This window comes from Saccharopolyspora taberi, assembly GCF_039534165.1.
GTDB lineage: Bacteria > Actinomycetota > Actinomycetes > Mycobacteriales > Pseudonocardiaceae > Saccharopolyspora_D > Saccharopolyspora_D taberi.
Genome location: NZ_BAAAUX010000019.1, coordinates 520,417 through 532,764 on the forward strand (window position 1 = coordinate 520,417; position 12,348 = coordinate 532,764).

Genomic DNA, 12,348 nt, shown 5'->3' on the forward strand with positions numbered 1-12,348 from the left:
CCTGGGATCCTCAGCGGCGGCGCTTGGTCCGCAGGTAGTCGCCGACGACCGCGGCGCCCAGCCCGTCGGGAGTCGGTGCCACCACGCGTCCCCCGCCGCGGCGGGCGACGATGTCGACGAACGCCTCCAGCCGCGGGTCCTCGCCGAGCATGAACACGCTCAGCGTCGCGCCGAGCCGGTTCAGCGAGTCCACTTCGGACAGCGTGGCCGACAGCGTCCGGGGCGCGGGCGGGTACTGGAAGACCGCCGTGCCGTCCGGTTCCAGGTGCGCGGTCGGCTCGCCGTCGGTCACGACCAGGACCACCGGCTGCGCGTCGGGGTGCCGCCGCAGGTGGCGCCCGGCGAGCAGCAGGGCGTGGTGCAGGTTGGTCCCCTGCTCCCAGGTGCCCTCCAGCGCCGCCAGCTCTCCGACGTCCACAGTGGACGCGTAGCGGCCGAACGTGACCAGTTGCAGGGCGTCCGAGCGGTACCGGGTCGCCACCAGGTGGTGCAGGGCGAGCGCGGTGCGCTTCATCGGCACCCAGCGGCCGTCCTGCACCATCGACCACGACGTGTCCACGCACAGCGCGACCGCCGACCGCGACCGCTGCTCGGTCTCGGCGACCTCCAGGTCCGAAACGTCCAGCAGCGGCGAGGAAGTCCCCTCGGCGGCTCGCCGCAGCACGGCGTTGCGCACCGTCCGCCCGGCGTCCCACGGCTCGGAGTCGCCGAAGGCCCACGGCCGGGTCGTGCCGGTCGGCTCCCCCGCCGCGCCCGCGCGGTCGGTGTCGCGCTCGCCGCGGCGGGAGCGCAGCTGCGAGATCACCGAACGCAGCGCGGTCTCGCCCAGCCGCCGCATCGCGCGGGGGCTCAGCCGCAGGCTGCCGTCGGACGCGCGCTCCAGCAGCCCCTGCCGCCGCAGCTGCTGCTCGATCTCCGACAGCCGCTGCGCGTCGACCACGGCCTGCCCGCCCAGCTGGCGCTCCAGCGCCTCCAGGTCGATGTCCTCCAGCCGCGCGCCCGGATAGGCCTGCCCCAGCTGCTCGGCCAGCCGGTCCAGCTCGCCGAGCTCGGCCATCGCGGCGGTCGCCTCACCCAGCCCCATCGGCTGGTCGCCGCGGAACCGCGCCCGGCCGGTCCAGTCCTCGCCGGGGCGCAGACCGCGCAGCTGCGCGTCCATCCGCTGCAACGCCTGGCCGATGCGCGGATCGCCGAACGCCTGCTGCGACAGCGCCGCCAGCTCCGAGCGCTGCTGCTCGCTCATCGAGTTCAGCATCCGCTGAGCGGCGGCCGAACGGGCCGCGAGCGCGTCGATCAGCTCGTCGACGTCGCGGGGCTGTTCCGGGAAGAACTCGCCGTGCTCGGCCATGAACCGGTCGAACTGCTCGCCGGTGTCGTCGCCCCGCGCGTGCGCGGCCAGTAGGTCGTTGAGGTCGTCGAGCATCCGCCGGACCCGCTCGACGTCCTCCGGCGTGGTCTGCTGGAGCGCCTCCTTCATGCCCTGGAAGCGCTGCTCCATGAACTCGCTGCCGAGCAGGTTGCGGATCTCCTCGAAGGTCTCCCGCGCGTCCGAGGACCGCCAGTCGTAGTTCGCGAGCTCGTTGACCGCACCGGCGGTGTCGGTGGGCAGCGCGTCCAGCTGGAGCTCGCGGAACCGCGCGTCCTCGCCCTGCTCGGCCGAAAGCGCCTGCCGCTCCTGGGAAAGCGCGCGGTCGAGCAGCCTGCGGACCTCGTTGAGGGTGCCGTCCAGGTTGTGCCTGCGCTGCAGCTCGGCGCGCCGCTGCCACAGCCGCCGGGTCAGCTCGTCCAGCCCCGAGGAGTCGCGCGTGCCGGTGCGCAGCAGCTCTTCGAGCGCGGCGCGCGGGGACGCGCCCTCCATCACCTCGCGGCCGATCGCGTCCAGCGCGGAGCGCAGGTCCACCGGTGGTTCCAGCGGATCCGCCCCGCCGTGCCAGGCGCGGTAGCGGTAGCGGCGAGGTTTCCCGCTCATCGCCGGTACACCGACCTGTCGTCCTCGACGTCCTTGCTCAGCCGCTTCGACAGGTACAGCGCCTCCAGCGCCAGCTCCACCGCGCTGGCGATCCGGCCGGGCGGGTCGCCCGCGCGCACGTCCAGCCGTTCGGCGACCTGGTGCAGGACCGGCAGTTCCGGCAGCGCGGTCAGCACGTCGTGCGCGGCGATCCGCTCACCGGTGGCGACCTGGTGGCCGTCCACCACGGCGTCGGCCAGCGACTGCAGGTCGAGACCGGCGAACACGCCGCGCGCGGTGTCGGCGACCGACCGGCGCAGCAGGTAGCCGAGCAGCTCGTCCTCGCGGCCCTCCTCGCCCGCCTCGAACTCGACCTTCCCGCGCAGCACGGCGGGAACCGCGTCGAGGTCGACCGGGCGCGCCACCGGCGGGTCCTCGCCGGTGACGGCGGCGCGGTGCAGCGCGGCGGCCGAGACCGTCTCGGCGGCGGCGATGGCGAACCGGGCCGAGACGCCGGAGCGCTGGTCGACCGCCGAGGACTCCCGGAGGTGGCCGACGAACCGCGCCAGCACCTCCAGCAGGTGGTCGCCCACCTCGGCCTCCAGCACGGCCTCCTGGCGCACCAGCGAGATCTCGTCCTCCAGCTCCAGCGGGTAGTGGGTGCGGACCTCGGCGCCGAAGCGGTCCTTGAGCGGGGTGATGATCCGGCCGCGGTTGGTGTAGTCCTCGGGGTTGGCGGTGGCCACCAGCAGCACGTCCAGCGGCAGCCGCAGGCTGTGGCCGCGGATCTGGATGTCGCGCTCCTCCATCACGTTCAGCAGCGCGACCTGGATTCGCTCGGCCAGGTCGGGCAGCTCGTTGATGGTCACGATCCCGCGGTGCGCGCGGGGGACCAGGCCGTAGTGGATGGTCTCCGGATCGCCCAGCGACCGGCCCTCGGCGACCTTGACCGGGTCGACGTCGCCGATCAGGTCGCCGACGGCGGTGTCCGGCGTGGCCAGCTTCTCGGAGTAGCGCTCACCGCGGTGCCGCCAGGCCACCGGCAGCGCGTCGCCCTCCTGCTCGGCGCGGCGCCGGGACTCCGGGGTGATCGGGTCCAGCGGGTGCTCGCCCAGCTCCGAACCCTCGATCACCGGGGTCCACTCGTCGAGCAGTTCGACCAGCCCGCGCAGCAGCCGGGTCTTGCCCTGGCCCCGCTCGCCGAGCAGGACCACGTCGTGGCCGGCGATCAGCGCCCGCTCCAACTGCGGGAGCACCGTCTGGTCGAACCCGACGATTCCGGGCCACACGGCCCGGCCGGAGCGCAGCGCGGTCAGCAGGTTGCCGCGGATCTCGGCCTTCACGCCGCGCGGGAGGTGGCCGCTGGCCCGCAACTCGCCCGCGGTGCGCGGAAGACCGGGTGGTGGAGTCGGGATGCTCGTCACCTGTCCGACGCTACCGCCCCGCACCGACGAACGCGCGTAAACCGTGAATTGATTTCAGATGTGTCGAGTCGCGGGACGGCTCACTGGCCGTACGACAGCGAGCGCGCGTAGTTCACCCGGGAGTTGAGGTCGGCGACCATCATCGGGTTGGCGACCGGGATCTGGACGACGTGCAGCAGGTTCCGGCCCTGGACGGTCACCTGCGCGTAGCCGTAGGTGCGCTCCTCCTTCGCGAGCAGGAACAGCAGGCCGAGGAAGCAGAACAAGAAGAAGACCACGGCGAGCACGATCGCCCAGGTCGGGATGGCGGTGGTCGTCCTGCTCATGTCCGTGAACGTCCAGTGCACCTCCTTGACGGGTGCCTGTCCCGACGGCGTGAACACCGTCGTGGACGTCACGGAGATGTCTCCGATGGTGACGAGCGGCTGTTCGAGTCCCGGGTAACCGTCCACCCGCTGGATCCTACGGATGATCAAGATCGCGCGGGGCCGTACCGCACGAATTCGTGCGGTCAGTCCGCGGCGACCAGCGCGTCGAGCAGCTCCAGCACGTCGTCGACGGCCTTGGTCAGCACCTCGGGCTCGGCGGTCAGGCCCGCCGCGACCGCGTCGACCTCGCGCAGCCCGGCGCGGTCCAGCAGCCGCTTCTCGTTGGTCACCCACTCGCCCCGGTCGGCCAGGGCCGCGTGCGCCGCCTGGCAGGCGGCGGTCCCGATCGCGCCCGCGGTCTCGGCGAGGTGCCCGCGCTCGGCGTGCGCGTGCCGGGCGTAGCCCAGCGTCAGCTGCGCGGCGCCCCACCAGCGCTCCGGCGCGGTCTTGCGCAGCGCGTCCGGGAACTCCGGGCGTTCCAGCTCGCCGCGCAGGACCTGGTTGATCGCCAGCTCGGCGACGACCAGGTAGCTGGGGATGCCCGCGAGGTGGAAGATCAGCCCCTCGATGTGGAACCGGCCCGCCCGCGCCTCGGCCAGCTGGTGCTCCACGTCGTCGAGATCGCGGTAGTGCACGTCGATGTGGCGGCCGTCGACCTCCAGCCAGGCGCCGCCGTTGAACACGCCGCCGCCCCAGCCGCCGATCGGCGAGATCTCCCCCGGCCAGCCGACCGCGCGCAGGTCCTGCGGGTCGAACCGGCCGCGGTAGTAGATCGCGAAGTCCCAGTCGCTGTCGGGATCGTTCGCGCCCGTCGCGCGGGAACCGCCCAGCGCCACCGCGCGCACCGCCGGGAGCCCGGCCAGCGTGTCGGCCACGTGGTCGCGGAATTCGTCATCGCCTCGCACAGCGCCCCAGCGTACTGACGCGAGCCTGGTCGCGGCGCGGGGCCGACCGGTAGAAAGGACCGCGTCGCCGCGAGGGGAGCTCACCCTGGTCCGGCGCGCACGACGCCGAGGAGGAAGTCCGTGAGCCCACTGGAACCCGACGTCGATCCCCGCGAGGCCGGGTTCGACCCGGCCCGGCTCCAGCGCATCGACCGGCACTTCGCCCGCTACGTCGACAGCGGCAAGCTGCCCGGCTGGCTGGTGCTGGTCGCCCGGCAGGGCCGGATCGCGCACCTGTCGACGCACGGCGCGCGCGACGTCGAAGCCGGGCTGCCGGTGGAAACCGACACGCTGTTCCGCATCTTCTCGATGACCAAGCCGATCACCTCGCTGGCCGCGATGATCCTCTACGAGGAAGGCGCGCTGGAGCTCACCGATCCGGTCAGCCGGTTCATCCCGTCCTTCGCCGACCTGCGGGTCTACACCGGCGGCCCGGCGCGCGGGCCGGTGACCCGCCCGGCGGCGGAGCCGATGCTGGTCTGGCACCTGCTCACGCACACCTCCGGGCTCACCTACGGCTTCCACAACCTGCACCCGGTCGACGCGGTGTACCGGGCGGGCGGCTTCGAGTTCGGCACCCCGCGCGCGCTGGACCTGGAGGGCTGCTGCGACGCGTGGGCGGCGATGCCGCTGATGTTCGACCCGGGCCAGGCGTGGAACTACGGGGTCTCCACCGACGTGCTCGGCCGGGTCGTGGAGGTGGCGTCCGGGCAGCGGCTGGACGAGTTCTTCCGCGGCCGGATCCTGGATCCGCTGGGCATGCACGACACCACCTTCGGCGTCGCCGAGGCCGACGCGGACCGCCTCGCCGCCCTCTACTCCGCCGACCCGGCAGGCCGCGCGGTGCGCAACGAGCAGTTCGGCCGCGTCGGACTGGAGGTGCCCAAGGCGCTCTCGGGCGGCGGCGGGCTGGTCTCGTCCGCGGGCGACTACCACCGGTTCCTGCGGATGCTGCTCGGCGGCGGGGAGCTCGACGGCGTCCGGATCATCGGCAACCGCACGCTGCGGTACATGACCCGCAACCACCTGCCCGGCGGCGCGGACCTGGAGTCGATCGCGCTGGGGTCGTTCTCCGAGGTGACCAACGCGGGCAAGGGCTTCGGGCTGGGCTTCGCGGTGGTCGACGACCCGGTGGCCGGCAAGGTGCTGTCCTCCGCGGGCGAGTTCTCGTGGGGCGGACTGGCCAGCACGGCGTTCTGGGTCGATCCGGCCGAGGAGCTGACGGTGCTGTTCCTGACCCAGCTGGTCCCGTCCAGCGTCCACCCCATCCGGACCCAGCTGCACCAGCTCGTGTACCAGGCGCTGGTCGACTGAGGCGGAGCCGCCGCGCTGGGTGCGGAGTCGCCGCGCTGGGTTTCGAGCGGTCCGGGCCGCGTTCGGTTCGCCCCGGCGGATCCGCCGGGGCCTTCTGCCCCCGCCGGTCAGACGAAAGCCGCCGCCCGGTCAGACGAAAGCCGCCGCGCGGGCGGCGGTCGCCGCCCAGCGGCCCTCGGTCCGGGCGATCCGGACCGGGTGGCCGAAGCACCTGCTGACGTGCTCGGTGGTCAGCACCTCGTCGACCGGCCCGGACTCCAGGCACCGCCCCGCGCGCAGGAGCAGTGCGTGGGTGGTGCTGGCCGGGAGCTCTTCGAGGTGGTGGGTGACCAGCACGGTCGCCAGCTCGGGATGCTCGCCCCGCAGCGCGTCGATACTGCTCAGCAACTGCTCGCGGGCGGCGAGGTCGAGCCCGGTGGCCGGCTCGTCGAACAGCAGCAGGCGCGGCCGGGGCATCAGCGCCCGCGCGATCAGGACCCGGCCGCGCTCTCCCTGCGAGAGCGTCGGCCACCGCGCCGCGCTCCTGGCCGCCATGCCGAGCGTGCCGATCAGCCGGTCCGCCCGCGCCAGCTGCTCGCCGGTCGGCTCCCACCTGGGCACGAGCTCGTTGGTGTTCGTCAGGCCGGTCAGCACCACGTCTCGGACGCGCAGCGGTGACTGGAGCGGGTGGCGCGGGTTTACGTGCCCGACGTGGGAGCGCAGCTCCCGCATGTCGACGCGCCCCAGGGTGCGGCCCAGCACTTCGACGACACCGCGCGTCGGATGGCTCACCGCGCCGAGCAGGCCGAGCAGGGTGCTCTTGCCCGCGCCGTTGGCGCCCAGCAGCGCCCAGTGCTCACCCCGCCGGACGGTCAGGGAGATCGACCGCAGCAGGTGGTTGCCCTCGCGGACCACGTCGACGTCGGTCGCCCGGAGGACGACGCTGGAACCGGTCACTGCTCGGCCACCTTCTCGCTGATCATCCGCATGACGTCGGCCAGGTTGCGCTCGGTCGCCGCGATGGCGGCGTCGGCGTCGCCGCGGTGCAACGCCGCGAGCAGGTCCGCGTGCGCGCACGAGACGTCGGGCAGGTCGGGTTCGTGCACGACCGCGTCGACCAGCGCCTCGCGCAGGAGCGGCCGCACGGAGTCGAAAAGCCCCAGCAGGACGGCGTTCCCGGACAGCTCCACCACCTCCCGGTGGAACTCCAGGTCGGCGTCGACGAACTCGCCCGGCGTCCCGCCGAGGAGTTCCTGCCGCCGCCGCAGCCGCTCGGTCAGGGCCTCGGCGTCCTCCGGCCGCACCCGCCGGGCCGCCAGCCGCGCGGCCTCGACCTCCAGCGCGCGGCGGACCTCGTAGACCTCCAGCAGCCGCGCCCGCCGCAGCATGACCTCGACCGGCTCGGCGGGCCGCTCGGCGACGAACGTCCCGGCGCCGTGGCGCACGTCGAGCAGTCCCTCGCGGGCCAGCAGCCGCACCGCCTCGCGCACCGACGACCGGCCCACCCCGAGCTCGGCGGCGAGCCGGACCTCGTTGGGCAGCCGGGCGCCGACCGGCCAGCGCTCCTGCCGGAGCAGCTCGCGGAGCCGCTCCTCGACCTGCGGCACCAGCGGGCCGTGCCGGAACTCCTGCGTCATGCGCCGGACGCTAGCAGAAGTCCTCAGACCTCTGCGGACCTGGGCCGCCAGCGGCCGAACCCGCCCTCGGTGTTGATGACCTGCCCGGTGATCCAGCGGGCCTCGTCGGTGGCCAGCCAGGCGATCAGCCGGGCCGGGTCGTCGGGCTCGCCGTACCGGCCGAACGGGAACATCGGCGCGACCGCACGCCAGGCGGATTCGTCGAGGTAGCCGGTCTGCACCGGGCCGGGGTTGACGGTGTTGAGCGTGATCCCGGCGTCGGCGAGCTGGTCGGCCAGCGTGGTCGTGATCTCGGCGAGCGCCCCCTTGGCCGCGGCGTAGGCCACCTCGCCGGGCATCGGGCCGAGCTGCTGCCCGGAGGTCATGAACACGATCCGGCCCCCGGCGCGGCCGTCGTGCTGCGCGGCGAACGCCTGCGCCAGCAGGATCGCCGACCTCGTGTTCGCGGCCCAGTGCCCGTCGAGCATCGACGCGTCCAGCTCGCCCAGCGCTCCGTCCGAGCCGCTGCGCGCGTGGTTGCACACGAGGACGTCGACGTGGCCGAACTCGGCGACCGCGGAGTCCAGAACCCGTTGCGGCTGTTCGGGTCCGGTCAGGTCGGCCTCGCCGTGGGCGATGCGGGCGGTCGGCACCAGCTGATCGGCCACCCCGGCGACGACGGCGTCGACGTCGTCCGGGCCCCACGGCTGGTCCACGTCGTGCGGGCGGTAGTGGTGGAGGTAGAGGCTCGCGCCGTAGGCCGCCAAGCGGCGGGCGATGGCGTAACCGATCCCCTGCCTGCGGCTGACCCCGGTCACCAGGGCGACCCGGTCCCGCAGCGGCAGCGGGTCCCTGCTCAGTTCCGGCATCCCCCGATGATCCCGGAATCCCTGATTGTCCCGGAACCCACGATGATCCCGGAATCCCCGGTGATCACAGGAACCGCGTTTCCCCGATCGCGAGGTCCCAGAGGTCGGCCGGGTCGCGCCCGGCCTCCTGCCACGCCTTGCGCAGGCGGGTCAGCGGCTCGGTCAGCGGCTCGCGGGTCAGCCGGAACGTGCCCCAGTGCATGCTCGCCGCGCGGCGGGCGCCCAGGTCGCCGACCGCCCGCACGGCCTCCTCGGGATCGATGTGCACCGGGCGCATGAACCACCGGGGCGCGTACGCGCCGATCGGCACCATCGCCGCGTCGATGCCGGGCATCCGGCGGCCGATCTCCGCGAAGTGCGGCCCGTACCCGGAGTCGCCCGCGTGGTAGAGGCGCCGGTCGCCGGTGATCACCCAGCCGCCCCACAAGCTCGCGCAGGTGTCGTGCAGCCCGCGCCTGCTCCAGTGCTGAGCCGGCACGAAGTCGAACCGCAGGCCCGCGACCTCCGCGGACTCCCACCAGTCCAGCTCGACGACCCTGGTGAAGCCGCGTGCGCGGAACCACCGGCCGAGCCCGAGCGGCACCAGCACCGGGGTCCGGCGCGGCAGCCGCGCGATCGTCGGCGCGTCGAGGTGGTCGTAGTGGTTGTGGCTGATCACCACGGCGTCGACCGGCGGCAGGTCCGAGAACGCGACACCGGGCGGCGTGACCCGGCGCGGGACTCCGGGGATCCGCGTCGACCACACCGGATCGGTCAGCACCGAGACCCCGCCGGTGCGCACCAGGTACGTGGAATGCCCGACCCAGGTCAGCGCGGTGTCGCCGGCGGTCACCGGCGGCAGCCCGGTCCGCAGCACCGGCACCCGGTCCACATCGTCGGCCAGCGGGCGGCCGGCACCGGCCCACATCAGCCGCATCACGTCGCCGAACCCGGGCAGCGGAGCCGCGAGCCGGTCGGCGAACCTCCCGCGCGGCATCAGAACGCGGGCCACGGGATCGCGGGCCACTCCCCGGACGGCGCCGGGAACACCCCGTCCCCCAGCAGGCGCTCCACCCGGTGGACCACGGACTGCACTTCCTTCGGCGTGATGTGCTCGGCCAGCGCCTCGGCCAGCTCGCCCTCCAGCAGCGCGCGCAGCTCGCCGAGCCGTTCGACGGCTTCGGCGGGCAGCTCCCGCCCGATCCAGCCCCACAGCACGGTGCGCAGCTTGTCGTCGGTGTTGAGGCTGACCCCGTGGTCGACGCCCAGCACCCGCCCGTCCGGCGCGTGCAGGATGTGCCCGCCCTTGCGGTCGGCGTTGTTGATCACCACGTCGAGCACCGCCAGCAGCCGCAGCCGCTCGTGGTCGGCGTGGGCCAGCACGACCGGGGAACCGTGGTGGTCCTGCGCCCGCAGGACCGGCAGCCAGCCGTCCGGCACCGCGTCCGGCGCGACGATGTCGACCAGCTCCGAGCCCTCCTCGGTGTCCACCCACAGCTGCACCATGCCGGGCCCGAACGGGCCGTCGCGCAGCAGCGTCGGCGGGACCAGGTCCCACCCGGTGGCCTCGGACAGCAGGTGCGATGCGACCTCCCGGCCGGCGAGCGTGCCGTCCGGGAAGTCCCATAACGGGCGTTCGCCGCGGACCGGCTTGTAGACGCACTCGGCGGCGAGCCCGTCGAGCTCGACGTCGCAGAGCAGGGTGGCGTTGGACGCCTCGACCAGCCGCCCCCGGACCTCGATCCGCCCGTGCCGCAGCAGTTCGCGGACGGCGGGTTCCCCGGCCGCCACCGGGGCTAGTCCTCGTCCGAGCGGCGGTAACCGTTCTGCCGCGGGCAGATGTGGCCTGCCGGGTCCAGCGGCTCCGCGCACAGCGGGCACGGCTTGCGGCCCGCGTTGATGACCCGCTCGGCCCGCTCGGCGAAGGCCCGCGCGTGCGCCGGGCTGAGGAACACCCGCACCGCGTCCGGGCCCTCCTCGGTGTCGTCGAGCACGACCGACTCGTCGACCTCCTCCTCGGTGACGGCCAGCAGCTCGACCACCACCGCCTCGGTCTCGGCGTCCCAGCCCAGGCCCATGGTGCCGACCCGGAACTCCTCCTCGACCGGGACGCGCAGCGGGTCGGTGTCGACCAGGTCCTCGGGAGGTTCGGCGGGCAGCTCGGTGTCGAACCGCCGCCGCACCTCGTCGAGCAGCGCGCCGATGCGCTCGGCGAGCACCGACACCTGCTGCTTCTCGAGCTGCACGCTGACCGTGCGGACGTCCTCGGACGCCTGCAGGTAGAAAACGCGGTCGCCAGGTTCGCCGACCGTTCCTGCTACGAACCGGTCGGGCTGGCGGAAGACGTGGATGACGCGGGCCATGACACCTCCGACACTAGGCCACCGGGGCCGGTGCGTGCGCGGCCGTCCCCCCGATTCCCGCCGCACCACCGGCGACCAGCCGGATCAACGCCCGCGGGCGACCCGTTCTTCCTGCACGATCGCCCAGGTCACCCGCGGGAGGCCTCGTTCGCTCATCGCGAACAGGACTTCGATCACGCCACCGCGAGCACGTGCAAGCGGCCGGATGCGCGGCGAGCACGTCCTCATGCCACGCGGGCGCGCGCGAGCACGGCAACCGCCAGCACCGCGACACCACCGCCAAACACCATGACCGCCGAGGGCGACCCGGCGTCGACCACGGCTCCCCCGGCCAGCGCGCCGGCGGAGATGGTCGCCTGGAACGACGAGGTGAACAGCACGGAGGCCGCCTCCGGGAACCGAGGCGCGGCCTTGGTGAACCACGTCTGCGAGCAGACCGGCACTGCGCCGTAAGCGACTCCCCAGACCACGAGCAGCGCGAGCGCACCGAGGCCCCACCGACCCGCGGCCGGCAACAGCAGCACCGCCGTGGCGAGCAGGCCCGCGACAACCGCGAAGGTGCCGCGCGGTCTCCGCTCGGCCCAGGACCCCGCGAGGAAGTTGCCCGCGATCCCGGCCGCGCCGTACACCAGCAGGAACACCGTGATCACCGCCGGGCCGACCCCGGGGACCTGCTCCAGGAACGGCGTCACGTAGGTGTAGGCGCCGAAGTGGGCCAGGACGACGAGGAAGGTCACGACCAGGCCGAAGCGGGTTCCGGTCCCGCGGAGCACGTCGCGCAGCACGCCCAGCCTGGTCGGCCGGGTCGCGGGCAGCGGGGGCAGCACCGCGACCAGCGCGGCGAGCACGCCGAAGGCGAACACGGCCAGCACGCCGAACGCCATCCGCCAGTGGAAGACCTGCCCGATCAGCGTGCCCAGCGGAACCCCGAGCACGGAACCGAGCGGGACGGCCGAGAAGATCACCGCCTTGGCCCGCCCCTCCCGCTCCGGCGGCACCAGCCGCGGGGCCAGCCCGGCGCCGATCGACCAGAAGCCGCCGATGACGATCCCTACCAGAACCCTGGACACCAGCAAGACCCGGTAGTCCGGCGCGGCAGCGGCGAGGAGGTTCGCCACCGCCAGCAGCAGCACGAAGCCGCACAGCATCCGGCGCCGGTCCAGCCGCGCCGTCGAGACGGTGACGACCGGGGCGGCGACGGCGGCCAGGAACCCGGGCATGGTCATCATCAGCCCGGCGGCCCCGGCCGAGACCTCGAAGCTCGTCGCGACGGAGGTCAGCAGGCCGATCGGCAGGATCTCGGTGGTGACGATGGCGAAGATCCCCAGCATCACCGCCGCGACGGCGCCCCGGCCGGTCACCGCTTCTCCAGCGGTGCGCGAAATCGTGGTCATGCGCCCAGTCGACCAACCGGACGCCGCGCGGTCTGGCAGGTTCGCGACGTGCACCCTCGATGGCGGATTCCCGCCGATCCGGCACGCCGTCCCCGGTGCCGATACGCTCAGCCGCAGTGGTCAAGATCGCGAGGTCTGCGCGAACGGAGC

Annotated in this window: 12 protein-coding genes; 1 reads left to right on the plus strand and 11 read right to left on the minus strand. The window is 73.7% G+C overall.

Going from position 1 to position 12,348, the window contains the following annotated elements; genetic code table 11:
* Positions 1–10: 10 nt before the first annotated feature.
* From ABD691_RS24095 to ABD691_RS24110, 4 genes are all read right to left on the minus strand, one after another.
* Positions 11–1,969, minus strand: a complete 1,959-nt coding sequence (locus ABD691_RS24095) for a VWA domain-containing protein (protein ID WP_344683334.1) — start codon at positions 1,967–1,969, stop codon at positions 11–13.
* A complete protein-coding gene (locus tag ABD691_RS24100; RefSeq protein ID WP_344683336.1) occupies positions 1,966–3,372 on the minus strand; it encodes an ATP-binding protein in 1,407 nt (468 codons plus the stop codon). Before ABD691_RS24100 ends, ABD691_RS24095 begins: the two co-directional genes overlap by 4 nt.
* Positions 3,373–3,452: 80 nt before the next feature.
* Positions 3,453–3,824 (minus strand): hypothetical protein, encoded by a 372-nt coding sequence (locus tag ABD691_RS24105; RefSeq protein WP_344683338.1) that lies wholly within the window; start codon positions 3,822–3,824, stop codon positions 3,453–3,455.
* A 59-nt stretch (positions 3,825–3,883) separates the two neighbouring features.
* Positions 3,884–4,645, minus strand: coding sequence for a nucleotidyltransferase domain-containing protein (locus tag ABD691_RS24110; protein WP_344683340.1), 762 nt, complete (start codon positions 4,643–4,645; stop codon positions 3,884–3,886).
* Between the two features lie 120 nt (positions 4,646–4,765).
* On the opposite strand from ABD691_RS24110, the gene ABD691_RS24115 reads away from it, so the two are divergent.
* Positions 4,766–5,998 (plus strand): serine hydrolase domain-containing protein, encoded by a 1,233-nt coding sequence (locus tag ABD691_RS24115; RefSeq protein WP_344683342.1) that lies wholly within the window; start codon positions 4,766–4,768, stop codon positions 5,996–5,998.
* Positions 5,999–6,127: 129 nt separating this feature from the next.
* Here the strand turns inward: ABD691_RS24115 and ABD691_RS24120 are convergent, their stop codons facing one another.
* From ABD691_RS24120 to ABD691_RS24150, 7 genes are all read right to left on the minus strand, one after another.
* The gene (locus ABD691_RS24120; protein WP_344683344.1) at positions 6,128–6,934 is read right to left on the minus strand and encodes an ABC transporter ATP-binding protein; all 807 of its coding nucleotides are present in this window, start codon (positions 6,932–6,934) and stop codon (positions 6,128–6,130) included.
* Positions 6,931–7,614 (minus strand): FadR/GntR family transcriptional regulator, encoded by a 684-nt coding sequence (locus ABD691_RS24125; protein ID WP_344683346.1) that lies wholly within the window; start codon positions 7,612–7,614, stop codon positions 6,931–6,933. Before ABD691_RS24125 ends, ABD691_RS24120 begins: the two co-directional genes overlap by 4 nt.
* A gap of 23 nt (positions 7,615–7,637) precedes the next feature.
* Complete coding sequence (locus ABD691_RS24130; protein WP_344683348.1) at positions 7,638–8,462, minus strand: SDR family oxidoreductase; 825 nt, start codon at positions 8,460–8,462, stop codon at positions 7,638–7,640.
* Between the two features lie 64 nt (positions 8,463–8,526).
* The gene (locus ABD691_RS24135; protein WP_344683350.1) at positions 8,527–9,453 is read right to left on the minus strand and encodes an MBL fold metallo-hydrolase; all 927 of its coding nucleotides are present in this window, start codon (positions 9,451–9,453) and stop codon (positions 8,527–8,529) included.
* A complete protein-coding gene (locus ABD691_RS24140; protein ID WP_344683352.1) occupies positions 9,438–10,232 on the minus strand; it encodes an SCO1664 family protein in 795 nt (264 codons plus the stop codon). Before ABD691_RS24140 ends, ABD691_RS24135 begins: the two co-directional genes overlap by 16 nt.
* Before the next feature lie 5 nt (positions 10,233–10,237).
* Positions 10,238–10,804, minus strand: a complete 567-nt coding sequence (locus ABD691_RS24145; protein ID WP_344683353.1) for a DUF3090 domain-containing protein — start codon at positions 10,802–10,804, stop codon at positions 10,238–10,240.
* Positions 10,805–11,028: 224 nt separating this feature from the next.
* The gene (locus ABD691_RS24150; RefSeq protein WP_344683355.1) at positions 11,029–12,198 is read right to left on the minus strand and encodes an MFS transporter; all 1,170 of its coding nucleotides are present in this window, start codon (positions 12,196–12,198) and stop codon (positions 11,029–11,031) included.
* Positions 12,199–12,348 lie beyond the last annotated feature (150 nt).